This is a genomic window from Pseudomonas sp. KH_021 (assembly GCF_057838865.1).
In genome coordinates, this window is sequence record NZ_JBYQOU010000002.1 from 1 (window position 1) to 23,866 (window position 23,866).

28 protein-coding genes are annotated in these 23,866 nt (G+C 53.5%); 14 read left to right on the plus strand and 14 right to left on the minus strand.

From position 1 onward, the window contains the following. From AC3IX4_RS28765 to AC3IX4_RS28785, 5 genes are all read left to right on the plus strand, one after another. Entirely contained in the window at positions 1-744 is a 744-nt protein-coding gene (locus tag AC3IX4_RS28765; RefSeq protein ID WP_411961168.1) for a replication initiation protein, read from the plus strand. A gap of 77 nt (positions 745-821) precedes the next feature. Continuing rightward, on the plus strand, positions 822-1,463 hold the full coding sequence (locus AC3IX4_RS28770) for a hypothetical protein (RefSeq protein WP_489261512.1): 642 nt from the start codon (positions 822-824) through the stop codon (positions 1,461-1,463). A 113-nt stretch (positions 1,464-1,576) separates the two neighbouring features. Then, positions 1,577-1,975 (plus strand): hypothetical protein, encoded by a 399-nt coding sequence (locus tag AC3IX4_RS28775; RefSeq protein ID WP_489261513.1) that lies wholly within the window; start codon positions 1,577-1,579, stop codon positions 1,973-1,975. 81 nt (positions 1,976-2,056) lie between these two features. Further along, a complete protein-coding gene (locus AC3IX4_RS28780) occupies positions 2,057-3,187 on the plus strand; it encodes an AlbA family DNA-binding domain-containing protein (protein WP_489261514.1) in 1,131 nt (376 codons plus the stop codon). 151 nt (positions 3,188-3,338) lie between these two features. Next, positions 3,339-5,213, plus strand: a complete 1,875-nt coding sequence (locus AC3IX4_RS28785) for a DUF7380 domain-containing protein (RefSeq protein WP_489261515.1) — start codon at positions 3,339-3,341, stop codon at positions 5,211-5,213. 32 nt (positions 5,214-5,245) lie between these two features. Here AC3IX4_RS28785 and dnaB (AC3IX4_RS28790) read toward each other — a convergent pair whose 3' ends face one another. From dnaB (AC3IX4_RS28790) to AC3IX4_RS28800, 3 genes are all read right to left on the minus strand, one after another. Further along, positions 5,246-6,640 carry a replicative DNA helicase gene (gene dnaB / locus AC3IX4_RS28790; protein ID WP_489261516.1) on the minus strand — a complete coding sequence of 465 codons (1,395 nt, stop codon included), beginning with the start codon at positions 6,638-6,640 and terminating at the stop codon, positions 5,246-5,248. 82 nt (positions 6,641-6,722) lie between these two features. Then, entirely contained in the window at positions 6,723-8,246 is a 1,524-nt protein-coding gene (gene dnaB, locus AC3IX4_RS28795) for a replicative DNA helicase (RefSeq protein WP_489261517.1), read from the minus strand. A 288-nt stretch (positions 8,247-8,534) separates the two neighbouring features. Continuing rightward, the gene (locus AC3IX4_RS28800) at positions 8,535-8,792 is read right to left on the minus strand and encodes a hypothetical protein (RefSeq protein WP_489261518.1); all 258 of its coding nucleotides are present in this window, start codon (positions 8,790-8,792) and stop codon (positions 8,535-8,537) included. Positions 8,793-9,191: 399 nt separating this feature from the next. Here AC3IX4_RS28800 and AC3IX4_RS28805 point away from each other — a divergent pair, with 399 nt between their 5' ends. After that, positions 9,192-10,085 carry an eCIS core domain-containing protein gene (locus AC3IX4_RS28805; protein ID WP_489261519.1) on the plus strand — a complete coding sequence of 298 codons (894 nt, stop codon included), beginning with the start codon at positions 9,192-9,194 and terminating at the stop codon, positions 10,083-10,085. 271 nt (positions 10,086-10,356) lie between these two features. Here the strand turns inward: AC3IX4_RS28805 and AC3IX4_RS28810 are convergent, their stop codons facing one another. The 7 genes from AC3IX4_RS28810 to AC3IX4_RS28840 form a co-directional block, all read right to left on the minus strand. Then, complete coding sequence (locus AC3IX4_RS28810; RefSeq protein ID WP_489261520.1) at positions 10,357-10,761, minus strand: hypothetical protein; 405 nt, start codon at positions 10,759-10,761, stop codon at positions 10,357-10,359. A gap of 100 nt (positions 10,762-10,861) precedes the next feature. Continuing rightward, positions 10,862-11,110, minus strand: a complete 249-nt coding sequence (locus AC3IX4_RS28815) for an antirestriction protein ArdR (RefSeq protein ID WP_489261521.1) — start codon at positions 11,108-11,110, stop codon at positions 10,862-10,864. Between the two features lie 101 nt (positions 11,111-11,211). Continuing rightward, positions 11,212-11,595, minus strand: a complete 384-nt coding sequence (locus tag AC3IX4_RS28820) for a hypothetical protein (protein ID WP_489261522.1) — start codon at positions 11,593-11,595, stop codon at positions 11,212-11,214. Positions 11,596-11,698: 103 nt separating this feature from the next. Next, positions 11,699-11,968 (minus strand): hypothetical protein, encoded by a 270-nt coding sequence (locus tag AC3IX4_RS28825; RefSeq protein WP_489261523.1) that lies wholly within the window; start codon positions 11,966-11,968, stop codon positions 11,699-11,701. Between the two features lie 107 nt (positions 11,969-12,075). Next, positions 12,076-12,330 (minus strand): cupin domain-containing protein, encoded by a 255-nt coding sequence (locus tag AC3IX4_RS28830; RefSeq protein WP_489261524.1) that lies wholly within the window; start codon positions 12,328-12,330, stop codon positions 12,076-12,078. A gap of 19 nt (positions 12,331-12,349) precedes the next feature. Then, positions 12,350-12,628, minus strand: a complete 279-nt coding sequence (locus AC3IX4_RS28835; RefSeq protein ID WP_489261525.1) for a hypothetical protein — start codon at positions 12,626-12,628, stop codon at positions 12,350-12,352. A 52-nt stretch (positions 12,629-12,680) separates the two neighbouring features. Beyond that, the gene (locus tag AC3IX4_RS28840; protein ID WP_489261526.1) at positions 12,681-12,899 is read right to left on the minus strand and encodes a hypothetical protein; all 219 of its coding nucleotides are present in this window, start codon (positions 12,897-12,899) and stop codon (positions 12,681-12,683) included. 370 nt (positions 12,900-13,269) lie between these two features. Here AC3IX4_RS28840 and AC3IX4_RS28845 point away from each other — a divergent pair, with 370 nt between their 5' ends. Beyond that, entirely contained in the window at positions 13,270-14,313 is a 1,044-nt protein-coding gene (locus AC3IX4_RS28845; RefSeq protein WP_489261527.1) for a hypothetical protein, read from the plus strand. Between the two features lie 5 nt (positions 14,314-14,318). Here the strand turns inward: AC3IX4_RS28845 and AC3IX4_RS28850 are convergent, their stop codons facing one another. The 4 genes from AC3IX4_RS28850 to AC3IX4_RS28865 form a co-directional block, all read right to left on the minus strand. Further along, the gene (locus AC3IX4_RS28850; protein ID WP_489261528.1) at positions 14,319-14,561 is read right to left on the minus strand and encodes a DUF2188 domain-containing protein; all 243 of its coding nucleotides are present in this window, start codon (positions 14,559-14,561) and stop codon (positions 14,319-14,321) included. A gap of 67 nt (positions 14,562-14,628) precedes the next feature. Then, positions 14,629-14,904 (minus strand): hypothetical protein, encoded by a 276-nt coding sequence (locus AC3IX4_RS28855; RefSeq protein WP_489261529.1) that lies wholly within the window; start codon positions 14,902-14,904, stop codon positions 14,629-14,631. Between the two features lie 35 nt (positions 14,905-14,939). Further along, positions 14,940-15,905, minus strand: coding sequence for a non-homologous end-joining DNA ligase (ligD, locus tag AC3IX4_RS28860; RefSeq protein ID WP_489261530.1), 966 nt, complete (start codon positions 15,903-15,905; stop codon positions 14,940-14,942). An 81-nt stretch (positions 15,906-15,986) separates the two neighbouring features. Then, positions 15,987-16,376, minus strand: coding sequence for a hypothetical protein (locus AC3IX4_RS28865; protein WP_489261531.1), 390 nt, complete (start codon positions 16,374-16,376; stop codon positions 15,987-15,989). Positions 16,377-16,460: 84 nt separating this feature from the next. Between AC3IX4_RS28865 and AC3IX4_RS28870 the strand changes: the two genes are divergently transcribed. From AC3IX4_RS28870 to AC3IX4_RS28900, 7 genes are all read left to right on the plus strand, one after another. Continuing rightward, positions 16,461-17,258 carry a phosphoribosyltransferase family protein gene (locus AC3IX4_RS28870; RefSeq protein ID WP_489261532.1) on the plus strand — a complete coding sequence of 266 codons (798 nt, stop codon included), beginning with the start codon at positions 16,461-16,463 and terminating at the stop codon, positions 17,256-17,258. A 534-nt stretch (positions 17,259-17,792) separates the two neighbouring features. Further along, positions 17,793-19,469: a DUF4942 domain-containing protein gene (locus AC3IX4_RS28875; protein ID WP_489261533.1), complete on the plus strand. Its 1,677-nt coding sequence runs from the start codon at positions 17,793-17,795 to the stop codon at positions 19,467-19,469. Between the two features lie 354 nt (positions 19,470-19,823). After that, positions 19,824-20,090 carry a hypothetical protein gene (locus tag AC3IX4_RS28880; protein ID WP_489261534.1) on the plus strand — a complete coding sequence of 89 codons (267 nt, stop codon included), beginning with the start codon at positions 19,824-19,826 and terminating at the stop codon, positions 20,088-20,090. Between the two features lie 269 nt (positions 20,091-20,359). Continuing rightward, a complete protein-coding gene (locus tag AC3IX4_RS28885; RefSeq protein WP_489261535.1) occupies positions 20,360-20,986 on the plus strand; it encodes a hypothetical protein in 627 nt (208 codons plus the stop codon). A 67-nt stretch (positions 20,987-21,053) separates the two neighbouring features. Then, positions 21,054-22,016, plus strand: coding sequence for a phosphoadenosine phosphosulfate reductase domain-containing protein (locus AC3IX4_RS28890; protein WP_489261536.1), 963 nt, complete (start codon positions 21,054-21,056; stop codon positions 22,014-22,016). Positions 22,017-22,140: 124 nt separating this feature from the next. After that, entirely contained in the window at positions 22,141-22,890 is a 750-nt protein-coding gene (locus tag AC3IX4_RS28895) for a hypothetical protein (RefSeq protein ID WP_489261537.1), read from the plus strand. Further along, a complete protein-coding gene (locus tag AC3IX4_RS28900; RefSeq protein WP_489261538.1) occupies positions 22,880-23,443 on the plus strand; it encodes a thermonuclease family protein in 564 nt (187 codons plus the stop codon). Before AC3IX4_RS28895 ends, AC3IX4_RS28900 begins: the two co-directional genes overlap by 11 nt. Positions 23,444-23,866 lie beyond the last annotated feature (423 nt).

Below are 23,866 nucleotides of genomic sequence, written 5' to 3' on the forward strand. Positions count from 1 at the left end.
ATGAACGAAATCGTCGAAGTGCATCCACAAACAAATCACAAGGTCACGAAAGCGAATGACCTCGTGTCGGCCTCATACAAGCTGACCCTTCAAGAACAGCGATTGATGCTCATCGCGATTGGCCAGATTGACTCCCGAAAGCCGATCAACAAGCCAATTACCGTACGCGCGACGGATTTTGCTGACGTCTACAATCTTCCCCTCAAGCAAGCCTATGAGGCGATGATTGACGCCTGCAACACGCTGTACGATCGCGACATCAAAACGAAAGAAAGCAAATCCAAAACCGTCCGTTTCCGTTGGGTCGACCGCGTTGAGTACGAGAAGGGTGAGGGGTACGCGAAGCTTCATTTTACGATTCACGTACTGCCATACCTCAGCATGCTCAACAAACACTTCACCACATACGAGCTAAAACGCGTTGCGCATCTGAACAGCATTCACTCGATCAGAATGTTCGAGCTGCTGATGCAGTTTCGTGAGACAGGTTGGTACACGATCGAAGTGGAAGACCTCCGCGAGATGTTGGAGCTGGGAGACAGCTATGCCAGGTTCAACAACCTGCGCCAGAAGGTCATTGATCCATCCATCAAGGAGCTTAAAGCCAAGAGCAACCTTGATATCACCTACGAAACTCATACCGAAGGTCGTACGGTGAAGCGATTGACCTTTCATTTCAAAGAAAGCGATCAGATGCGTTTGGATCTTGCTGAACCGCCTGAGGCATTGGCCGCTGTAGGTTGATTCCCAATCAACCCTGGCCAGGGATTGAAAATTAGCGCCAGTTGCAGCACCACAATAATCAGCCATGGATCAGGTCGATGGACATCAAACATTTCCTCGAACAGCGCACCGCGTTCATCCGACACTACTTTGACGAGGCCTCAGCACCTTTTCTGGAGACTATTCGGAAAATTGATTCTGAGGAGGCGCCGTTCGAGCCTCCGTACTTCGACCCTGACACGATGAGTAATGAGCCCGCTTTTCTCGACGAATGGCTTCGTGCTCAAACAGGGGTAGAGGTGGTCGGGCAAACTTGCGTCTCAATGCTTTCGGAGAGTTTGAAGGTCTTCTTTGCCACGCACGAGCAAGAGGCGGGGCTTGATTGCGAGAAAGAGTGCGGACCTTTCAAGAAAGGGTTTATTCAGGGGTACCGAACCTGTTTTGCGAAGCACGGCGTGAATTGGAGCAGCTGCCCAGCCGACTTCAACATCCTGGAGCAAGTGGTCCTTGCCAGAAATGCGAGTCAGCATGTCAATCGGATAACGGACACACGCGCTAGCCATAGCTCGGCGACACTCAAAAAGCATCCAAGTCCATTGTTCGTCAGTGACTATGAGAAAAAGCTGATGAAAAGCCGCGGTGGCAGCTGGATGATCGATCCTGCGATCCACGTGAGTCGCGAGGATCTGCATGCAGCGATCTCGGAGGTGGAAAAGCTCGCGAAGTGGCTTCAGCAATGAGCCAGCGGCAATCAATCTCTCAAGTGGGAACTGTGGCGGTCCTGGACTGGAAGTCTTCGTGCGCGTTCCAACGGGTTCTACAAGTAGACGACTACGGCTGCGGGGTAGCCTGTTTGGCAATGCTCGTCGGCAAGAGTTATGAGAACGCACGCAAGACATTTCTTCGCCTTGGTTTCGGTCCTGGCCGACCACGGCGTGAACCGTTCTCCTCAAATTTCAAAGAATTGATCGCCGCTCTGCACGAGCACGGCCTGAACGCACGCATGGTGCGATGGAAAGGCTGGGAGCACGTAAGCGGCGCTGGGATTATCAAAGTGCGCTGCGGCGGCGACAGTCCTGCAATTGATTGGCATTGGGTAGTGGCGGAGAGGCACCCCTTGTACGGGGTCGTGGTGCATGATCCGCTGCAATGGGCTCTACCGAGCTTTGCCGTGCCACCGCGAGACACACCTTTTCGGCCACTATCAGAACTGGCCCCATACGGAAACTGGATCGTCATCGAACGCCAATGATTCGGTTAACGGTAAGCGACCCAGTTTTGTATTTGCAGGGCAGGGGCGGGGTTCTCCTACATTGTTCAACAGGGTGCTGCAATGACAGATGAAGACTTGATTGAACGGCTGCTTTACACCGGCGAAGGCGTCACCCTGGACTACAAAAGGCAGGGGTACGTAACTGACGGGTCCGATCCCATGCCAAAAAGTGAGTTGCTGAAGGACATGCTGGCGTTCAGTAATACCTGGCGATCAGAACCGGCGTATATCCTGATCGGGGTAGACAACAAGGATCAGTCAATTTTTCCTGTCGACCGCCATCCCGACGATTCAAGGCTCCAAGAGCTCATAAACTCCAAAACGAACCGACCCATAGTTTTCTCTTACCGGCCTGTCACCTACAAAAATCAGTCGCTTGGGCTTTACACGATTGAGGTCCAGGAGCGCCCTATATTCGCCAAGAAAAAATTTGGGAATGTTGAGCAGAACACCGTTTATGTCCGCCGCGGTTCGTCCACAACAATCGCGGACCCGGAACAGATCGCCAAAATGGGTGCAATGGACGCTCAAAAAATGGCAGCAGGCAAACCCTTGCTCAGCATCGAGATGTCTAGGCTCGACGATCAGTCTTCACTCAATGGCGGATTTCACTTTGAATACAACCATCTGCTCCTTGAGGACTATCCCGAGTATAGGGCTCCTTCGCACGGCTACGTGTTGAACCACATGGCGTTAAAAAATCGAGAGTTTTATCGTGAGCTGGCGCTGTATGAACAGGAAAAAGCGGGGGCGTTTGGATTCCGTATTCGGATAGCAAACAAGGGCACAGCTCCGGCAAATAGTGTGAGAGTGCACCTTGGCTTTGAGCCTGGAGGGACGTTACGACTGGTCCCCGAGATGACCGAATTGCCGAGTACCGAATTTAACTTCAGTACACCAAACATCCTCAATCCGGCGCATGCTCATTTCGACGTCCAGGAAGATTTTGATCGAACAACTGCTGTGTTCGGCTTCGGGAAAATTCACGCAGGGGAGGAGGTGTTGAGCAGCGACGTTTTTTTGATCACTCCTCCCGCGGAGCTCACGTCGATTCTAGTGCGAGTACATGCTGATGAGCTCAGCGTCCCCATAACTTTTTCTATTCCTGTAGTCGTGAAAGAAAACAGGCACGCCCTGAGTATGAATGACTTGCGTGAGAGGGCTTCAGGTCTCGAAAGGGCAGAATCTTGAGGCTTTTTAAAGGCAAATTACAACGGACTCATGTGATCCTTACCGTTGGAGTGGAAAGCCTTCGACTACATATTCCGGGTGCGGTGTTAAGGAGCCTGAGGTCGGCATACCGATCGAGGTAAACGCTGGGGCGCGATAATAAGGAAAATTTATGAGTTCGGATGAAAACACCGCGCCCCAGGCAGGTGATGCAGCGAACCTGGTGACGGTTGAGAACTTTGAGTCTATCGATCTCAATGCAGCGCTCGACGGTGTGACTACGGTCGAAGGGTACACATTTTTCTCGCCTCTTTTCAAAGCTGCAGATGATGCGGACGCCCGAGGAGAGCAGGGCGCTGCCTGCGCCTATCGACTGCATGCGACCCTCGCCGCCTTTTGCTTCAGAGTACAAGACCCGGCGACTATTTTCGCCCCCATGGTACGGGGTTTGGTGGAGCGCACTACCACTGCAAGCGATATTTCAACTGAGCAAAATCAAGTGTTGGCAGTGGTCGTCCCTTCATTATCACATCCAGCTTTACGAGCAAGGGTGGCGGATGTGGTCTGGTACAACGAGCGAAAGCGCTGGGACATGGCGGAAATCGCCGTAGACGCTTATTGCGAGGTCGTTGAAAAGCGTTTGTCGGGTGTGTATCGACATAGCTACTTGGATGAGGATTGGGTAGATGAGCATCTCATCGACTTCATCGAGCGTGCTCTGCAGATCCTTGCGGGTACCAATAAACGATCTAGCATTCCCGCGAGAGTAAAGGCCTGCGTGCTTGAACTGTACAACCGTGCAAAGGGTCAGCCGCAATTTACCCCCTTCATCCGAATCGCTCGCCTGGCGCAGAGCTATGATTTAACGACTTGGGGCATAGTTGCAGAGGATACGGAGCTTCTGGCGTCTTCTCTTGACGATGGCGCATACCCAATGGCTGTAAAGGGGCTGTGGGATTTAGCGGCGTACGCTCAAGGGAAACTGAATAATTTGGAGGCGCAGCGGCGTTGTAAAGGCGCGTCAGTGGATCAAACGCTTCGTATGCGCGATCAGGTCCATTCACCGATGGCCAAAGCCTCCTGGACTATGGACGTTATCGGCGAATTACGTGCTATCGGTGGCCACCGAGATCGGATCAAGGCTCTTCGGCTCGAACTGGCGGAGCTACAGGATCAAGCGTTAGATGAGCTTGCGGTTTTCACCTTCCCAATGGATTTCACTGAAGAGCGGAAGGGCACGGTTGAGCTGTTCGAAGGACTGACGCTTCCAGACATTTTTTATCGGTTTGCGGCCTGGTGGAGACCGGTACCAATCGCGGATCTGCGGGTGGCCGCTCTGAGAAACAGGGAAGAGTTCCTATTCAATTCGATGTCAAATAGTTACATCGATAGAAAGGGCAGGGTTGCTGCTTCCTCTCCTGGGGACGGGCATGCCAGCGGAGAGCCGGATGAAGAGTGGTTTAAAGCTCAATGGCTGCGTGAGTTAGACCTACGAAGGCATATCGCCGTTGCGTCTACAATTGACCCGGCATTACGAACTACGATACAGCGCTTTCCGATCGAGGAGCGCCATTTCCCCCCAATAGTTGCTGCCAGCCCCTTCGTTCCTCAAGGGCATGCGGAGGTTTTCGCGCTTGGATTTGCACGATTATTCCAAGGTGACTATTGCTCCGCGGCGTTTCTACTAATCCCACAGCTCGAAAACTCTATCCGTTACGTCATGACAAACGCCAGAAAAGAATCTTCCAAGATCAAACCCGATCTGTTGGAGGAGGACAGGTCATTGAGTGGTTTGCTGCAGAATATGCGCCCAGAGATGGATGCAGTATTTGGGGCAGATCTAGTGAATGAGATCGAGCTGCTCTTTCACCACAAGGCAGGCCCTAATTTGCGCCACCAGCTGGCGCACGGAAAACTCACGATGGGCGACTGCTATCACCATTCAGCCATCTATGGGTGTTGGTTGGTTTATTGGCTGACCTGCAAGCCGTTATTACGGACCTGGAAGCAAGATATCGCGCCTCTAATCGAAGCCGTCGCACACTGACGTGAGACGGCATTTTCAAGTCAGCAAGTTCTTCACTCGTCTTCGAAGTTGTAGCTGCCCGGCGCTAGATTTTCGAAGCGGGTGTACTTGCCGATGAAGGCCAGTCGTGACGTACCGATCGGGCCGTTCCGCTGCTTGCCGATAATGATTTCGGCGATGCCTTTGTACTCGGTTTCCGGGTGATAAACCTCGTCCCGGTACACGAACATGATCACGTCAGCATCCTGCTCGATCGCTCCGGATTCCCGGAGGTCGGAGTTGATCGGACGTTTGTTCGGCCTTTGCTCCAGGGAGCGGTTGAGCTGGGATAACGCCACCACCGGGCAGTTGAATTCCTTGGCCAGAGCCTTCAAGGAACGGGAGATTTCGGAAATCTCGTTGGTCCGGTTGTCGCCGCCCGAACCTGGAATCTGCATCAACTGCAGGTAGTCGATCATGATCAGGGCGACATCGCCGTGCTCACGCACCAGTCGGCGGGTCCGCGCGCGCATCTCCGACGGGCTGATACCGGCCGTATCGTCGATGAACAGCTTGCGATCGTTGAGCAAGTTGACCGCCGAAGTCAGGCGCGGCCAATCGTCGTCGTCCAGGCGACCGGCCCGAACCTTGGTCTGGTCGATCCGGCCCAGAGACGACAACATACGCATGATCAGCGATTCGCCTGGCATCTCCAGCGAGTAGACCAATACGCATTTGTCGCTGCGCAGCACGGCGTTTTCCACCAGGTTCATCGCAAAGGTGGTTTTACCCATGGATGGACGGCCGGCGACGATGATCAAGTCAGACGGTTGCAGGCCACTGGTCATACCGTCGAGATCGGTGTAGCCGGTGGACAGGCCGGTAATGGCGTTGTCAGTGTTGAACAAGGTATCGATACGGTCGATGGCCTTGGTCAACAGGTCGTTCACGCTCACCGGGCCACCAGTTTTTGGCCGGGCCTCAGCGATCTGGAAGATCTGCCGTTCAGCTTCGTCGAGGATCTCTTCAGCCGAGCGACCTTCCGGGTTGAAGGCGCTGTCGGCGATCTCGGTGGCGATGCCGATCAGTTGGCGCAACGTCGCCCGCGCACGAACGATCTGCGCATAGGCCTTGATGTTGGCGACGGACGGCGTGTTTTTCGCCAGCTCACCCAAGTAGCCGAGGCCGCCGACTTGCGAAGTCTGACCTTCCTTGTCCAATTGCTCGGCAAGGGTCACGACGTCGATCGGCGAGTTCTGGTCGGCGAGTTTGGCGATCGCGCGAAAGATCAGGCGGTGGTCATGCCGATAGAAATCGCCGTCGGACACCTGATCGAGCACTCGCTCCCAGGCGTTGTTGTCCAGCATCAAACCACCGAGCACGGCCTGTTCGGCCTCGATGGAATGCGGTGGCACCTTCAGGGCAGCGGTTTGCAGATCGTACTGCTCGGGAGCGGAGATTTCGTTCATAGACTAGGGCTCAATGGGTTAGAAACGGACCTTGGGCAAGCGACCTTGAGGGGCGCATCGGAAACTACTGATATCGGCGTTGCTATTTTTTGGGTCGACCGGCGCCTCTTCTGATCCCAGACACGGGGGTCATGACCCTTACCAATTTGCTCTGAGTGGCAAGGTCTGAGGCAACCATTCTGCCTAGGCGAGGGTGTTCATCTATGACCTCAACGATGCCGAGTTCAAGATCAGTGAAATCATGAGTACCAGGCAGAAGAGTCTCAAAACGGGTGAACCGGTCGATGAACTTCAACCTGCAAAATCCCGTAGGGCCGTCGCGGTGCTTGCCGATAATGATTTCCGCGGTGTCTTTGAATTTGGTATCTGGGTGATAAACCTCGTCCCGGTACACAAACATAATGACGTCCGCGTCTTGTTCAATCGCACCTGACTCACGAAGGTCCGAATTCATGGGGCGTTTATCAGGACGTTGTTCCAGCGAGCGATTCAGCTGGGACAGTGCCACCACCGGGCAATTGAACTCCTTGGCCAACGCCTTTAGCGATCGGGAAATTTCCGAAATCTCATTCGTTCGATTTTTGCCGCTGGCGCCGGGGATCTGCATCAGTTGCAGGTAATCGACCATGATCAAACCGAGCTCGCCATGCTCGCGCGCGATGCGTCGTGTGCGGGAGCGCATATCGGATGGACTGATTCCGGAAGTGTCGTCAATAAACAGCTTTCGATCGTTGAGTAGATTGATCGCCGAAGACAGACGAGGCCAATCGTTGTCCTTCAGTCGTCCAGAGCGAATCTTGGTCAAATCGATGCGGCCAATGGAGGCAAGCATGCGAAATATCAAGGATTCGCCTGGCATCTCCAGGGAGTAAACCATTACCGGTTTTTCGCTGTGGAGCACCGCATTCTCAACGAGGTTCATGGCGAATGTCGTTTTGCCCATCGAGGGGCGACCCGCCACGATGATCAAATCAGCAGGTTGTAAGCCGTCGATCTTTTTATCCAGATCCGTGAAGCCACTGGAGAGACCTGTAATGGTCTTTGCTGATTTGGACCGCGCATCGATTTTCTTTTTTGCCCTGGTCAGGAGTTGAGTAACACCCGTAGGGCCACCACGCTTTCGACTTGTAGTGACGAGCGTCAGCACTCTGCGTTCTGCGTCTTCAATCAAATCAGCGGCGGATCTGCCTTCAGGACTCTGTGCGTTCTGGGAAATGTCATCGCACGTTGTAATGATCCGCCTAAGCTTGGCGCGCTCCCTGATAAGGCTCGCGTAAGATTCGATGTTTGCGGTTGATGGAGTGTTGGCCAAAAGCTCCTTCAAGTACTCCAGATGCCCTGCGTGATCGGATTCAGGCTCGTTGCTCAGATGGTCATGAAGGGTAACGACATCAAACGCGATTCCTCGATCAGCGAGAGTGCTGATAGCGCGAAAAATCGTTCGATGGGCCGACAAAAAGAAATCGTCGACAGCAACCAGATCAACCATCGACTCAAACGTAGAATTGTCCAGCAGCAAACCACCAAGCACAGCTTGCTCGGCCTCGATTGAGTGAGGCGGAATACGCTGTGATTCTGTGGGCGCATCGGTGGCGAGTCGGGTCATCAATATTTCTGCTAGTCGGTGCCGTCAGAGGCCGGAGATTCAAATGGTTTTTCGTCAGATTTCGAAGTCAGGCGCAATGACCCAAATTTGCCCCTTGCTCGCGACCGCCACAGGCCTCACTCGAAGAGCATAGGTGGCGTGGGTAATCGTGATTTTTCCGGTCAAATAATGCTTAGCGACACTGAGTACATACCGCATTGATTACTCCTCATTAAGTCAGCGGATTGCCGGTCAGGTCGAAGTACTTGCTAGACAAGACCGACATTTCAGCGCAGCGCAGTCGGTTGTTTACTCGGTGCTCTCACGCGCATTAACTTCGTCGCGCCGCGCCAAGGCACGCTGCATGTAGTCAATGGCCTTTTCGAGCGCAGCGACGGCCCAATCAGGGCAGGGGCTGGAGCTTGGCTTATCCGGGTCATTGACCCATGATCGTACTGTTCGCACTGAGCAAGGCCGTTGAGTGACAGCGGCGACCAACTCGGCGCTTTTGGCTTGGGTAATCCCGTAAGCCTTCAGCAAGTGCAGATAACGTGTGCGATTTTCCACGCGTTCCTCGCTTAATGGGTAATAGGCAATCTTGCCTAAGCAAGTATATAGGCAATCTTGCCTATGTTTTAAATTAATGGAATGCCGAGCGAAAGGTCGTGGATTTAGAGAATTAAAACTGTCGCAGGAGGGCCACGAATTTCACGGTCTTCAGCCTCATTGAGAGGAAGCGCAAAACTGTCGCGATCGCCCAGAACGCCGGTTTGGGCAGATGCGCTAGAGAATTAAAGCTGTCGCAGCAGCCACTTTCAGATCACCCAGATTGACAACCCGTGTGAGTGGGACTAACACCAGTAGAGCAAGCGGTTCATCATGAACCGACTCGACAATCGATCGTCCAGCGATCTATCGGTGTTTTGCTGTCCCGAGCGTGGATGACATTGCTCAAAGGGGATAGCTATGCGTGTGATTAAACTCAATAGCCGTTGGCAGCGCCTGGCCGTCGGAATCGCCTCATTTCTCCTTTCATCATCGGCCATGGCATGTGGTGGTGTCTTCGACGTTGCCTGCAACTTGCAGAATGGCGGCATGAGCCCTGAGAACTTGGGTAGACAAGGTGAAATTATCGTCCAGGATGCAGGTAATACTGTTCAGAAGGCCGGTCAGGATGTCGCGAATGCCGTGAACGAACTACAAGCCAACTTATTGACTGGTCCGATCCTAGAGCAAGCCATACGGGCTTCGCGGGACACGGCAATCAATGGCTCTGTTCCTATACCGGACTCCATCCGGCGGCAGCTGACAGGGTACGCGTCGGAGGATTCCATGAATCAGGCCAGATACAAGATCGGGGATAATGGGTTTGTGAACCTGGCCCGCCTTCTTGAACAGGGTGGCGCTGCACAGGCAGTCACCTTGATTGACGTCATAGTGTTCAGAGATCCAACAGGCGCTGCTGACCCTTCGTTATGGGCACATGAGCTAGCACATGTTGATCAGTACAGTCGCTGGGGTGTCACCAGTTTTGCCGTGCGGTATGCCCGTAATGCCAACAGCGTTGAAGACGAAGCTTACGATAAAGGGGATGGCTTCTTCGCTTGGGCCCAGCAGGTGCGCCCAGGCCAAGTGGTGACTGCCACGGTGTCCTCACCTACGATACCTGTCCCCGTGCCTAATCCGATGCCAATGCCCGTCGGCCTGCTGCGTGGCGCGGTAACCCAGCCTTGCGGTTGCTGGGGCCCTACGACTGGCGTTAACCCAAACTCAAGCTGCGCGAGCGGCACAAACATAGCGGTGGCATGCTCAGGCTTCTGCTACGCAGGTGGTAGACCTTACGGATGGGTTTGCCAATGACACGAAATTAGAGAAATAGAACTGTCGCAAGAAAACCGCGCGGAGGCGCTTGCGCAGGATTGTGACCGTGTCGGCACCACGCGGTACGCATTGGACCGCGTGCCTGGCAACGCCTCCGGTGCGACAGACTGCCGGCGTGGCCATCCAAAAAACCGCTGATCACCGGTGGGATAATGGGTGTATACCCCATCATCTGTGGCTTGGTGCGCAGCTTTTAAAGGTCTGCGACAGTTTTAATTCTCTAAAACCAGTCGCCCTTACACGTCCTTATTTACTGCTTGGAGACCTGTACGGAGTAGAGCGATCCGTCTATTGAGCCATAATCTCCAGAGAAACCCAGAATGAAACGTTCGCCCTTTTCATATTTGCTGTGACCGGCTTTAGCGGCTTCTTGCGGGTCTGTGACCAGCCAGCCGTAAGCTGCGTGCGGAGCGAGTGTGCTGTTGCCCATGCAGATTTTCAGCGCGGCTTTAGGGACGACTGTTGCAGAAGCCTGGTTCATTACTTCCGCTGTCTGGCAACCGTCGTCTGGGACGACCAGACTGAACGCAAGAGGCTCAGATGCCCCCCGAGAGTCCATCTTGACCTTCCATAAAACGGAGTTGGTTTGGTCGGCTTGCGCTGTGACTGCAAGGGCAGCAGATAGGGCAACTGTGAATAGGGTGATGCGTATCATGTCATTTTTCCGTGAGAACTAGCGGGTGTGGTTTGCGTAGCCGAAGGCGGTGCCGCGAATCATTTCTTCGGTGGCACGATTTCATTATTCATAGTTTCCCTTACCTGGATGGATCGACCACTACCCAGCATTTGGCACCGTTTTGATCATCACCTCCCTCGGCGATAAAGACGTGGCCAGCTTCATCGAGGGCATACGCCCCTGGGCGTTCGTGGATCGCGTCCCGCAAGCAATTTTTCCATCCATATACCTCGCCCTGCCAAACCAGTACCACGCCGCCATGGCGCTCTTGGTTGCCTGCGCGCCATTGGGCGACGGTTGCGTGTAGTTCATCGATAAGCTGACTCATGGTCGATTACCTGTCTGTTTGCGCGGACGAAAAAAACGCGCCTCTCTACTGCCTCGGCCCCGCGTTTTAAGACGGGGCCTGGGAGGTATGCAGCGTTATTCTCAGCAGCCGAGGCGGCGGTCGGCATTGGCTTGGTCTACATCAGAGTCGGTCATACCTGTGAACAGGTAGACCACTGGTGCACGTGCTGAGCCGGGTGCGCGGATGGTGAATTCGCTTGCGAAACCCATTGCACGTAATTCATCGCGCAGCCACTTCATTTTGGACAAGGCTGGGTCGATTGGGTCTGTACCCAATTTGGAAGCGTGTTCCTGTGTTTGCTGCCAGGATTTAGCTGCGTCAGATCGCGTCTTGCGCACAACCTCCAGCAGTTGAAATACCTCGGCGTCGGGGTTGGCTTCGCGAGCCGAGACCGTATCGAGTATTGATTGCAGATTCTGCAGTTGGTCCAAGGTGACGGGCAAGTAGTAGCGAGTATCGGTCATGGGTACTCCTCAGTTTTATCGGAGGCGAAAATGGGTGTCCTTCTACGCACATGGCCCCGCGTTTGCGGGGCTTTTGGCGTGCCTGGTAGGCATTCCTACTTGATTACCCTTCCTGCTCGACCAACTCAAAAACTGTTCCATCGACACGGGTTAGCGTCAGACCAGCAACGTGACCAGCGACATGATTTGGGAATTTCGGCGAGCCATCGGGCAAGTTGACGCGGTAAAAAAATACACCGTCAGCCGTCACATCGCCGACGTGAAAAGAACCACCTTCAAAGAAACAGTTATCTTGAAAATAGCCTTCGGTAAACGTTTGGTGCCCAACCGGACGCATGCGATAAATCTTCCCAGCCTGCATGTTTTGCGTCATTCGTCATTCCCTCGTATCCACGGACGCGCGAGTTGGCGTCCCTCTACGTCCTTGGCCCCACAACAATGGCGGGGCTTTGGTTGTTCCTGCGATTTTTCCAGATAGGTTCAGTCTTCGGCCCCGGCCAGCACTCGACTGTCGAAGCTCGCCCGGCGCAGGCCCAGTTGTTGAGTGCGGACAAAGATCGAGGCGCACTCAACGCAAGTGATTCTTTGCCCCCGTGGCGCCTCAACGGTGCCGTGCATCCCTTCACTAGGGTCGTTTGCATCGAGGCCGTAGAGGGTATCGTAATCGTGCACTACTCCAGCGGCGTGCCATTCGACTTCGCCTCCTTCAACTTTAACGCCAACGGCTTTGCTCATTGTATTGGCTCTTCCTTGATTAGACGGGGAGGTTGACGAACACAGGGGAGTTAACCGCCGAGGCGCAGATTTCTGCGCTGTCTACGCATTCCTCCCACGCCACAGGACTGATACAACCAGCATTGGCCACATCCCACTCGCCGGCCTCGTTGAGAGTCACAGAACATACTTGGCCATCCTCAAGGAATACAGCTTCGCCATTCGACTGACGTAGCGCCTTGCCCGGCAGGTCTTGCAACACCGCTGCGTAGGCATCGAGCGCTGCGGCAAAGGTCAGGTTGTTAGGGGATATTGTCATCGGTGTCTTTTCCTTTAACTGGTTAAGCGGCCCTGCGTGCCGGGCGCCGGGATCAGTTGATTCCGAGAATCGAGACCAACTGATTGTAATCATCACCTTCCGGTGCCCGCTCATCACTGTCCATCTTCTCGCCGAGCTCGATGACAGCACGCACCATCGCTTTCAACTTTTGCTCCGCCACTACGAAAATTTCGCGATCCAGTTCGCCGCCAGACTCAGCAGCAAGATTTAAGGCTTCAAGAGCAAGGTTTAGGGCGGTCTTATTAGTCATTGCGAGCGTCCTCAGTGATTCGTTTCAATGAGAAAATTTTACCGTATTCGGAAATAATGCCACTCTGTGACGATCGATGTTTGATCGCGGCTTACCTGTAAAGCCAGGTGATCGTCTGCTGTAACGCATCACACGCACGGTATGCGATCGGGCCGCTGGCCAACTGGGTATGTTTGAACGCGAATTAGAATGACCGCCCCTTGTGTGGAAGGACGAGCTCCGAACTGGGGCGCAGGCCCGGTCGCGTTCGCTGGAAAACCCCGAGCGGTGCCGATGACGCACCGCAATCCACGCATCGAGCGCGGCAAGACAGATCGCGGAGGGAAATCGACTAGAGTCCGCCCAGGCTAAATTATTTGGAAGATAGGACATGGCGAGTACCAGACGGCCAAAAAACAAGGGGCCAGATCAGTTTGAGGTCGTAGAGATTCTCAAGAACGCGGTCAGTTCCATACAGCTTGGTGTTGAGGATTTCGTTATCAGCAGAGACAAGCCTGGGCAATCCGCGCGGGCGCTCTCGGCAGCGAGAAATATCTATGCAGGAGTGTTATTACTTTTCAAATATAAAATTGCATCTCTGGCTAAGACGCCAGAGCAGGCAAAGGCGCTGATCTATATCCCCCAAGCTATACTTCCTCATGTGACGGACTCTGGCGCAATAGCATGGTCTCCAACGCCGCATGCCCGAAATACCATCAATACAAGCATGATCGAAGCGAGACTGAAGAGCTTAGGCATCTATCACGACTGGAGTGCGCTAACGCCGCTTCGGGACTGTAGAAATGCTCTTGAACATTTGCACCCAACAGACCCTGTAAGTGGTATCCAAGCATCTATCGCCGCGCTGTTCCCCATGCTCGGACGCTTCATTACGCAGGAATTAGGGGAGCTGCCTGGCGCTTTACTCGGTGACGCCTGGCCTACGATGCTCGATACCCACGAATTTTTTACAAGTTGCCAGGCACAGATTAGTCAGGAATGGGCGGCTCTTGATTATCCTCTCGCCGCAATTGAATTCATGGGTGAGTGTATCTGCAGGGCTTGCTACTCATCACTGCTAAGGCCATTGCAGGAAGACGTCGATAACTGCATCTCCATCGATACCACAGATTTTCGGCTTCAGTGTTACGCGTGCGGCCAGGTCGAATCCGCGATCCTTTTTCTGGAAGAAAACTTTTCAGATGCTCACGAGGATCCCTTCGCTCAAATGGAGGTTGAGAGAATCCAGGAATGCCGATTCTGTAACGTGGGGATGTATCTGATATCGGACTCAACCTGTCATTGGTGTGGGCATGAGACGAAGTGGCCAAAGTGCGCTCAGTGCGAGCAACCTATCGCCGAACACATTACGAGGGAGGGGGGAACGTTGTGCGACAGATGCGCCGAGGACAACTGGCGATTCGAGCAGAGGTAAATAGTTTATGGAAAATTGGTTAAGACTATTTTGCTGCGGCGCGGATCGGCGCTGCGCAGGTAAGTGCGCTCGTCCTCGATCGGCCCTGTTTCGGTGTGGATCTTGACGGTGCCGGTGCGGCTCGCCATGTAGTCGGGGAGCTGTTGCAGCAATTGGGCCTTGGTCGGGGCATTGAGCAAGGTCTGTTCTTTGCCCTGGGCGTGCAGCTTCCAACCTATGCCATCGGCGACGACGTGGAAAATCTCCATGGTCTGCTCTCTGCGGGGTGGGTTTCTCGATGGGCATCGGCAACGCGCCGGAGTTCCACCTTGCTGACTAAGCCACGTCCTCGCGCTCGGCATCGAGTTGCCGCCATAATTCGCTTTCGATGAACTCGGCATAACGCTCGGCCAGTTCCGCGCAGCCGTTGCGGCCTAGCTCCGTGGGAACATTGTTCTCATCGTAAAACACGCCTGACACCACGCGAAATTCAAGTTCGCGGTAGCCCTTGGCATCCCAGTCGCTGGTCCACGTCGAGGGATTGGGCTCGACATTCACCAGCTCGGTGATTTCGCACTGAAGCACAAAGCCTTCAAAACTGACTTCGTACACGAAAACCTCCCGGCATGGAGCCGGTGGACTTCCCGCTATGGAGATTCGGGTGAGTCCATTTGCAAACTGATTTCAGCGGCGGTTTTGTCTTCGCGCAACCCGCAAAACACGGCGTGACGCAGCTTGCCGCTCGGTGTGATTTCCGCGTACTTCACGTCGCAAACGAGCTGCGGGGCCACCCATACGACGGTCAGCCCTTTCGCCACTGACGGCGGCATCTGGAGCGGCGATTCGGGCTGTTCCAATGCTCCCAACTTGCCGCGCAAAAGCTTCAGCGTGCGGCTGTTGAAGCCGGATCTGACTCGACCGGCGTAGACCAGTTGCCCCACATCATTGTGCAGACCAACCAGCAGCGAACCAATACCGGCAGCCGCCTTGGTGAAGCCAAGAATGATGAACTCGCTCCGATTTTCGCACTTGACCTTGATCCAGTTGCCATCGCGCTCGCCCGTGTACGCACTACCGACGCGCTTGCCGACCACGCCTTCCATCTGGAGCCGACAAATATTTTCTAAAAGATGGTGGGGGTCAACGTCCAGCGTCTCGGAAAAACGCACCCGGTCGAGTGAACAGATAGCCAGCAACTCGCTGAGCAATTGGCGGCGCTGTTCAATGGGCCGTGCGCGCAAGTCGAGGCCGTTGACCCACAGCAAATCAAATGCAAAATAGACAATAGCATCGGTCTTGCCCGAGCTGAAAGCCACTTGCAGCGGCTGGAAAGTGGGACGGCCTTCATCGTCCTGAATGACCACCTCGCCGTCAATCCATGCGGACTCGACGGGTAGGTGTTGCAGATCGCGAGCCAGTCGAGGCATTCGGCGCGTCCAGTCGTAGCCGTTGCGCGTGTACAACGCTACACCCGATTCGATCCGGGCGAGCATGCGATAACCGTCGAATTTGATTTCATAAAGCCAGTCGCCGCTAATCGGTGGACGACTGGCCATGGTTAACAGCTGCGGCTTGATACGCTCGGGGCAGGGCGTGACCTTTGGCGATTTCATCACATCAGCCTCTATGCAAGGGCGATAGTCAGTTGATTCTTCAGGTCACCAAAAGGTCAAGGAAAATGCGGGGCGGGTGGCTTAGCCAGTAGCAAGAAGCACAGCGAGGTCCTCATCTGACAATGTGGTCTCCTGGTCAAAGGACAATCGCTCCGCAACAGCCGGTACCAGTGGCAATAGTCTCGTCTGGCCAGTCGGGGCGAAGCAGCTCTTCCCACTTCGATAGTAGGAGGCACCCGCGTAGGCATCACCGTGGCTGATGATAATTCTCCGTTGCCGCCCGCTCGCCGGATTGACGACTCTTACCAAGCGATAGCGATTCATATGGTGTTGCTGCATCGACAAAATGAGGGTTTGGCCCGCGCTGGGTGGATTCTCCTCAAAATGTTCCTTGGTTGACTCGAAAGTGAAATTCAGGAGTCGGCGGGCGAAGAGGGTCGTGTAGTGGTCGGGTATCAGTGTGTCCTTCAATGAAAATTTCCTTGTCGTTCGAAGTGGACTACGAGGCCGTTGGTTGCCTGAGCGGGCAGGCGAACAGCGTTGCAAATGAGCTAGGTGCCAGCCGCACAATATGGTAAAACGCGCAACGTTTGGGATTTTTGGGTTTTTAAAGTGGGCATCAATGTAGAAGGCAAGGAGGTGTTCTACACCGAGGAGCATCAGCAACTCGTTGATACATCCGTCGAGAAGAACCCCTTCAGCCAAATAGCCCATGGCATTCCGGTTCGTTCGGTTTTCCGTAGGAGAACGGCCAGCAACAATGACAAAGGTGACGGCAACCCACTGATTTATGCCCTTAAAAGGAGTTTTGGGTGGCGGATTCAGCTGATTGAAGTTCTAAAGTTCATGCCAAATCTTCGCTGCATTGTCCAGGTGGCTATGCAGGAGGAGCCGTATGACGCAATTGTTGCATTGCCGTCCAGCCACCCAATAGCCGGGACGTTGGCAAAAATCGCTGGCCGGTACCAGCGTGAAGCCGTTATGCATTTCGACATTTTTGAAAAGTGCTCGAACGCAGAAGTCGCACAAGGACTACAAGCAGATCTGCAAGCTCGGCTCATTCCTAGCAAAGATCGCCGGGGTGTGACATCGCTAATTCACTCTCTCGGTACCTCACCAGATCAGCTTTTTTCGCTAAAGCTTGTTGATAATCACCTACGCGGCTATACCAACCCCTTCAAATTGACCGGGTCTGTGAGCTTTGCAGATCAAAGGGTTTTGATCGTCGACGACCTGCTTTCATCAGGGACATCGCTTTCAACAGCGGGAAGGCTTATCATTCAGGCTGGCGCCCAGCGTGTAAGCGCACTTTGCTTGCTGAGCTCTCTAGGGAAGGGTAAGCCGCGAACCTGATAGCGCTTGACAACACCTGCCTCCAGTGTTCAAATTTGAAGCGTAAACCGACCACTCGTATGCCCAGTGGTCATTAAATATGAAGCAGGCTTGCCTGCGGGCCCGAGCGAGCACCCTCAAGCGAGGTCAGGTTTTAAGAGCCAAATATCGCTACGTTAGGTATCGGCTAACGATGCAAAATGAAAGGGGAGCCTGGAGACAGGTTCCCTTTTCGTCTTTCTGGTGTTTGTTTTTTGCACCATTACCCCCTTCCGGACAAACGAGGTGCTATCCAGCGACCCTCTGTGTTGTCCCGTTCGTACTGATCTCAAATTCGATACATGGCGAGCCATCCCGACAGGTGGCGAGACCGTGCGAACACTCATTTGTACCCCTCAGCGTCCTTATCAGACCGTGTCGTTGTCCCCAGCATAAAATTGATGACTGAAATTCATGGTTTAGGGCCGAAGTGCGTCCTGCTTGCATTTTTTTGACGTGTTAGACAATTCAGACGTGTGGGACGAGGTCCCAAAAAACCACGTAGTGAGGTCAACAATGCAGGCCCTGGAAATCAATACAAACGGGAGCGTCCTGGTCGATGATGCAGGCGAGTTTTTTGCCCCGATGGCATCGGACCTAGTGGACAGCCTCGTCGGTGAATACCACTCCCTCAAGTCAAAAATTTGTGGTTTGGCTGAGGCAATGGGAGCCGAGCACTTTTCCAGTGTGCTGCACTACTTTGTAGAAGGAAACGTGAAGGAGCAGCGATACAGCATGCCCAGCACTGTGGCGGAATTGTTCCAAGTTGACGGTGCGGTAGCGCAACTGAACGCTCAATACTGGAACAAGGCTCTTCGCCTGACCGATGTGCTCGACTACATGCCACAAAAACGGCGAGAGGAATGGTTTGAGCAGATCCGGAACCCGCGTGGTAAGAAAAAACCTCGCAATAGTTGGAATCGTAATGAACCAGATGAGTGGGAAATAGCGGCTCTCCCTGCCTTTGAGGAGGATACCGTTCGTTCAACACTGGGAAGTTTGCTCGCCAGCAGAGCGAAATTTCTCGGTGAGCGGGTCGACGGTATTTTTCGCTCCTTAAGCCGCGATCATGTGACTAATCAACCTCAAGGCTTCCGAAAAAAACTGATTCTTCAAGGGGTTTTCGGCTCGCATACTGAAGGCGTCATCAACGATTTGCGCTGTGTAATTGCAAAATTCATGGGGCGTGATGAACCCAAGCACAGCGCGACAGGACCCGTCATCAAAGCGGCAAGTCGACAGAACGGTGAGTGGATGGCAGTCGACGGCGGCGCACTACGAATTCGTGTGTACGGTGGGCGTGGTACCGCTCACTTGCAAGTGCATCCGGAAATGGCTTGGCGATTAAATGCCATCCTTGCCAGCTTGTATCCTGCGGCTATCCCTGCAGAATTCCGCGAAAGACCTAAGACCAGGAAAAAACTCAAAGACTTCGAGCTTTTCGATCGACCATTGCCTTTCGCGGTCATTGCCCTTCTTGCAGGGATACGCGAAGTGAGTGAGCGCATTGAACCATCATGGCCTGAGCGATATCGCACTGTTCCCATGGCGCGGAATTTTGACTATGGCGATCACGACAAAGCGGTGCTGGCCGAAGGTGAAAAAGTGCTGGAGGCAATCGGTGGCGTTCGAGAAAAACATTATTGGAAATTCGACTATAACCCTGGCAACGTCCTCGATCAGATCGTCTGCTCTGGCTGCATTCCGGATCAGAAATCTCACCAGTTTTACCCAACCCCAACCAGCGTAGGTGAAGCAGCGATTGCTCAAGCTAATGTGGGCGCGGCGCCGGGTATGCGTTGGCTTGAGCCTCAAGCGGGGCAGGGCGGTTTAGCGGACCTTATGCCAAAGGATCAGACGTTTTGCATTGAGATCAGCCCGCTTCATTGTCAGATTCTGAAGGCCAAGGGTTATCAGGTAGAGGAAGCAGATTTCCTGAAGTGGCAAACCGGGCTTCGCGGGTTCGATCGTATCGTGATGAACCCTCCTTTCAGCGAATCACGATGGATAGCGCACCTAGAACATGCGTTTACGATGCTCGCCCCCAAAGGCCGACTTGTGGCCATTCTTCCAGCAAGTGCCAGAGGCAAGAACCTACTTCCCGGTTACGACCTGGAGTGGTCTCGCGTTTACGCGAACGAATTCGCCGGTACCACGGTCTCTGTCGTGATCCTGACTGCAACGTTGAAATGAGCAATCTGCCCATCGACTAAATATTTCGGGTTCTATTGGGTTTTTAAGACTGAACATCGAATCATCCACCGGCCCTGCTTTGCGGGGCCAAGTCGTTATATTGGGCACTGAATTTTTTAGGCCATCATCCTAAAACATCAGCGTCGTCAGGGTAGAACGGCGTGAGTTTTCGTGAGCTGGAACCCGCGCCAACGACCGATATTTGGGCGAGATAGAATCCTGCTGATGAAATCTCGTAGGCTACGATGAAATGACGCGCGCTTGGACTTTTGGACGAAATCGCACTGTGGATGTAATTAGTCGATTACACCTAAGAGGATCCGCACCGGCGCCTAATAGTCATGGACACTGACCATGCATGAGAGCGAAACCTTCGCCACATTGAAGGCGCGCAAACTGGCCGAGTTGCGCGAAGACGTTGCACGCGCGGCGAATGAAAATGACCCAGACCTTCGTATTTGGCGGCAAGGTTTGATCCATGGCCGGTTACTGGAGCTGCAAGCGTTCGGCGTATTGACGTTGCAAGAGAGCAATGCTTTTGCACAGGAAATGCAGCTGACGCTGGAAGAGCAGCCAATCGCAGCGAATGACCCTTATCTGCCCCCTATTGACCCTGGCTGAAAGCCCTTCGAGGACCTGGTGCCCAGTCTTGCGGATTATGCGAGCGGGTGATCACTTGGGCGAAGGAAAGTGAGCACCGGGTTGTACTCCCGTATTCCTCATCCCTGGTTAGGGGGAAAATGAGAAGTCGCGTCGACAGCGCTAATGCATCTGGTGGAACGCAGCAGATCCAATACCAGCGCTGAACCACCAATGAGGGGGACAATACACATATTCGTCTACCGCGGTGTGTCTTAGGGTGACGATTCCCTAGCCAATGGAGCATCGGAATGGCTTCCTTCCCGCAACGGGTTATCGACAACATTGTGCCGCTGTCCGTTGCTGACACTGTGCCTGAGGTGTTTACGGAATGGATGTTTACCGAACGGGCATACGACTACGGTAAGCCGGTAAAAACGTGTGAGCTCTGCGAGCAAGAGTCACTTCGGTACCATTTCGAGATCCGCAACCGGTTTACTCAGAAGACGTTGTGGGTCGGGTCTCAATGCATCCTCAAATACAGCGTTCCTGTTTTCGAGCAGGGGGCCTCCGTGTCGGATGCTGATGCAAAAAAACACCTCAATCTGTTGATGAAAAAAATGCAGATGGAGTCGTGTTTAGCTGCTCTGCAACGGCTCGCTGCAAGTGAAGGAAGCACCGTCCTGCAGCTGGCCTTGGATTACTACCGGACGAACAACGTGCTTTCACCTAAGCATGCCTACAGTATTTTCTGGCGCTTGAGCAGCCACCGGATTGATCACAATCCCAAAGCATTCAAAATCGATCTCAAGTCCGAGCAGCTAAAGCAGGATCTGAAGGCTATGGCCATTCATCACGTCCATGCGTTTTGGTCCGCGCTATCTACGAAGCAACAAGAGGTAGCCGTTGAACTGGGTCATCGCGCCCCTCCAACGTGAAATGTGGGGCGAGTTGCATTTTCTGAGGGCGTAGGACACTAGATTCAAATATCTGGGTGCCTTCGGTATGACGACTTTTCAAACACCTGACCTGTTTCAACCCCGCGACTCACGCCTTACTGTGCTCAGCTTTGGAGGCGGGCAAGATTCAACGGCTCTCCTTGAGCTGTACATCAACGATGTTGGCTTTCGGGAACGCTACGCGCCTCGCGATTTTATGGTCGTGATGAGTGACACCGGTGACGAGTACCCCGAAACCTACTCGCACGTAGAAGAGACACGCCTTCGCTGCCTGGCTAAAGGAATTGAATTTCACTTCTTGACAGCGGACATGGGCTTTCACTCTGAGAGTTGGCAGTCGCTTAAGCACTTTTATCGAACGAAGGCGACAATTGGCAGCAAGGCTTATCCAAAAACCTGCACCGATCGTCTCAAAATACAGCCGATTTATCGGTTTCTTGAACAATGGCTGAGCGACAAGTACGGGGTTTCCTGCAACAGGAAAAAGGGCATCCGTGAGTTCGCTGCAACCTACGGCAAAATCAATGTGATGTTGGGTATTGCAAAGGGTGAAGAGCGGAGGGTGGCTGCGCCAGATACCAATCCAAATCGGTGGTACCGGGAAAGCATTTCGAATCTCTATCCGTTGATCGATCTAGGAATGGATCGGGCCGCGTGCCAGCAATTCATTTCGAGTCTTGGACAGGCTGTCCCACCCCCTTCGAACTGCAGGAGCTGCCCTTGGCTGAGCCTTGAGGAGCTTGAGTACCTCAGACGCTTCGAACCAGTCCATCTTAAAGAATGGATCGCGCTCGAGGCTGCCAAGATTGAAAAGCACCGGGATAAGGAAAGCGTGATCGTCATTTCTAAGCGCGGTCCGCAGGTGGTCAACCGTAATTATGGGGTCTTCGGACTGGATCTCCTTCCCAAAAAGATCGAGGAAGCTACTGCAAAATTCCTCAGTTGGTCCGATGAGCAAATCAAGCAGTACCGAATGAGCCATGGCCACTGCGTGGCAACAGCGTACTGAAATCAATACTCCCAAATAACTGCCCCCGCGAGGGGGTGAAACCCAGTCCCTGAAGTCATGGTTCGCATGAAACTATGAGTCTGGGCACCGCACTATGCTACGCATCGACTAAGGATTCCGGCTAATGAGTACCAAAATCTACAACGGGTTAATTCTGCGTGATTGCTCCATGGAGCAGGCGTTTAAGAAACTTGTTTCCATTAAGCGTCGGTGCGTTGAAGCCGCTGAAAAAGCTGCGGCAAGCGTGTGTGCCCGTGAAATGGCTTATTCGGCTGATCTGGCAGCAAATTTCTGCAAGCTGGGTACGCGTGAGCAGCCATTCAAGGCATGGACACTCATCGAAAAGTTCGAGACCGCTAAAATTTCAGTGCTTGGAAAGGGCGTCCGGAACACTGAGTGGGATTTCACTTTCGACATTTGCCTGATTCCATCTGGCAACGATGTTTTGGCCATCTACTACGTGGAAGCGGATCTTGGCTACCGAGAGGCATTGTTAAGCGTTGGATTTCTCGACTACCACTATCAGAACTCAACGGATCGTCCGGATGACATTCCTGAGGCCCAATGGGAGGTTCGAGAGGCTGCTTGGAATGATGCATTGCCAGGCCGAACAGCTCCTCGTGACGCGGGGCTGACCTATACCGTTGTGTCCTGGGATGACTACAGCTTGGTTTTTTACAATCCGAGCCTGATTCACAGTCAGATCCCTGATCCTGAACTCAGGAAAAAAAGAGTCGCAACACGCCTGACAGAGCTGGAAGTTTGTTCTCATCCACTAAAAGTGGCTTTGTTCGAAATCGTTGACCTGGTTCATGAGCGCGCTTCCCTTCGGCAGCCCGATGTAATTCTCGGGGAAATCTGTTGTGAATACTGAGGAACCGAGCTTCGTCCGCACTGAGGGGGCTGCGCCTGAAGCGCAGGCCGTGCGCCAAAAGGGCTATCGCATGCTTCTAAACCGTTCATTGGCGATTTTTACGTTCTGCGCTGCAATCATTACTCCTCTGCTAGGCCTATCTGAAGAAAGGTTTCAGGGGCGAACGGTGGCGGTGCTCGATGGTGACACCATCGATGTGGTTACCGACAAGCGTGAGAAAATTCGAGTTCGATTAGCGGGTATTGATGCACCTGAAAAAAGCCAGGCTTACGGCCAACGATCGAAGCAACATTTGGCTGCCATGGTCGGTGGAAAAACGGTTGAGATCGTTGACCGCGGCAACGATCAGTATGGTCGGACGGTGGGATCGATTTCGGTTGATGGTATCGATGTAAATGCTGAGCAAGTTAAATCGGGTTTTGCTTGGGTTTACTCACGGTACAACCGTGACAATGAGCTCCCTTCGCTCGAAACGCAGGCGCGTCGCGACCAATTAGGGTTGTGGCGGGACAAGAATCCTATTGCTCCATGGCTGTTTCGTCGCGCCGAGTGAGGGGTGATGAGTCAGATCGATGTAGATCCGCTGGTTCAGAAATGAACGCCAAATTCGCGCCACCCCTCAAGTCGTGACGCCATGATCAGGCTTCTTCTATTTTTGTGAGGCCTTCACATGCACGTATCCAAAAACATCCGCTGTACCCTTATTGATCGAAGCATCACTCTTACGGTGGTGCGACTGGACTCGCCCATGTCTGGAATTGGCTCCTCAGTTGCTAGAGCCGTTTATGACGTTGAATGCAGTGCGCCATGGCCTTGCTCTCACCTGGCAAATGGACGATGCGCAAGGACGCTTATAGATCAACGCTTGAACTCATTGAGCCGATAGTAAGGTGCTCGCTTTAGTGATGTCTGGTAGGTAGCATCTGCCACAATCCGTCGGGTCTCGAAGAGCTCGACGTATCTCTGCCGTTTATTT

What these genes read in the sequence shown, in the direction of transcription:
- AC3IX4_RS28810 (WP_489261520.1), bottom strand. Translation starts at nt 10,761, where the DNA reads ATGATACGCATCACCCTATTCACAGTTGCCCTATCTGCTGCCCTTGCA.
- AC3IX4_RS28805 (WP_489261519.1), top strand. Translation starts at nt 9,192, where the DNA reads ATGCGTGTGATTAAACTCAATAGCCGTTGGCAGCGCCTGGCCGTCGGA.
- AC3IX4_RS28770 (WP_489261512.1), top strand. Translation starts at nt 822, where the DNA reads ATGGACATCAAACATTTCCTCGAACAGCGCACCGCGTTCATCCGACAC.
- AC3IX4_RS28830 (WP_489261524.1), bottom strand. Translation starts at nt 12,330, where the DNA reads ATGAGCAAAGCCGTTGGCGTTAAAGTTGAAGGAGGCGAAGTCGAATGG.
- ligD (WP_489261530.1), bottom strand. Translation starts at nt 15,905, where the DNA reads ATGAAATCGCCAAAGGTCACGCCCTGCCCCGAGCGTATCAAGCCGCAG.
- AC3IX4_RS28885 (WP_489261535.1), top strand. Translation starts at nt 20,360, where the DNA reads ATGGCTTCCTTCCCGCAACGGGTTATCGACAACATTGTGCCGCTGTCC.
- AC3IX4_RS28835 (WP_489261525.1), bottom strand. Translation starts at nt 12,628, where the DNA reads ATGACAATATCCCCTAACAACCTGACCTTTGCCGCAGCGCTCGATGCC.
- AC3IX4_RS28765 (WP_411961168.1), top strand. Translation starts at nt 1, where the DNA reads ATGAACGAAATCGTCGAAGTGCATCCACAAACAAATCACAAGGTCACG.
- AC3IX4_RS28780 (WP_489261514.1), top strand. Translation starts at nt 2,057, where the DNA reads ATGACAGATGAAGACTTGATTGAACGGCTGCTTTACACCGGCGAAGGC.
- AC3IX4_RS28815 (WP_489261521.1), bottom strand. Translation starts at nt 11,110, where the DNA reads ATGAGTCAGCTTATCGATGAACTACACGCAACCGTCGCCCAATGGCGC.
- AC3IX4_RS28895 (WP_489261537.1), top strand. Translation starts at nt 22,141, where the DNA reads ATGAGTACCAAAATCTACAACGGGTTAATTCTGCGTGATTGCTCCATG.
- AC3IX4_RS28845 (WP_489261527.1), top strand. Translation starts at nt 13,270, where the DNA reads ATGGCGAGTACCAGACGGCCAAAAAACAAGGGGCCAGATCAGTTTGAG.
- AC3IX4_RS28820 (WP_489261522.1), bottom strand. Translation starts at nt 11,595, where the DNA reads ATGACCGATACTCGCTACTACTTGCCCGTCACCTTGGACCAACTGCAG.
- dnaB (WP_489261517.1), bottom strand. Translation starts at nt 8,246, where the DNA reads ATGACCCGACTCGCCACCGATGCGCCCACAGAATCACAGCGTATTCCG.
- AC3IX4_RS28825 (WP_489261523.1), bottom strand. Translation starts at nt 11,968, where the DNA reads ATGACGCAAAACATGCAGGCTGGGAAGATTTATCGCATGCGTCCGGTT.
- AC3IX4_RS28840 (WP_489261526.1), bottom strand. Translation starts at nt 12,899, where the DNA reads ATGACTAATAAGACCGCCCTAAACCTTGCTCTTGAAGCCTTAAATCTT.
- AC3IX4_RS28880 (WP_489261534.1), top strand. Translation starts at nt 19,824, where the DNA reads ATGCATGAGAGCGAAACCTTCGCCACATTGAAGGCGCGCAAACTGGCC.
- AC3IX4_RS28890 (WP_489261536.1), top strand. Translation starts at nt 21,054, where the DNA reads ATGACGACTTTTCAAACACCTGACCTGTTTCAACCCCGCGACTCACGC.
- AC3IX4_RS28850 (WP_489261528.1), bottom strand. Translation starts at nt 14,561, where the DNA reads ATGGAGATTTTCCACGTCGTCGCCGATGGCATAGGTTGGAAGCTGCAC.
- AC3IX4_RS28875 (WP_489261533.1), top strand. Translation starts at nt 17,793, where the DNA reads ATGCAGGCCCTGGAAATCAATACAAACGGGAGCGTCCTGGTCGATGAT.
- AC3IX4_RS28785 (WP_489261515.1), top strand. Translation starts at nt 3,339, where the DNA reads ATGAGTTCGGATGAAAACACCGCGCCCCAGGCAGGTGATGCAGCGAAC.
- dnaB (WP_489261516.1), bottom strand. Translation starts at nt 6,640, where the DNA reads ATGAACGAAATCTCCGCTCCCGAGCAGTACGATCTGCAAACCGCTGCC.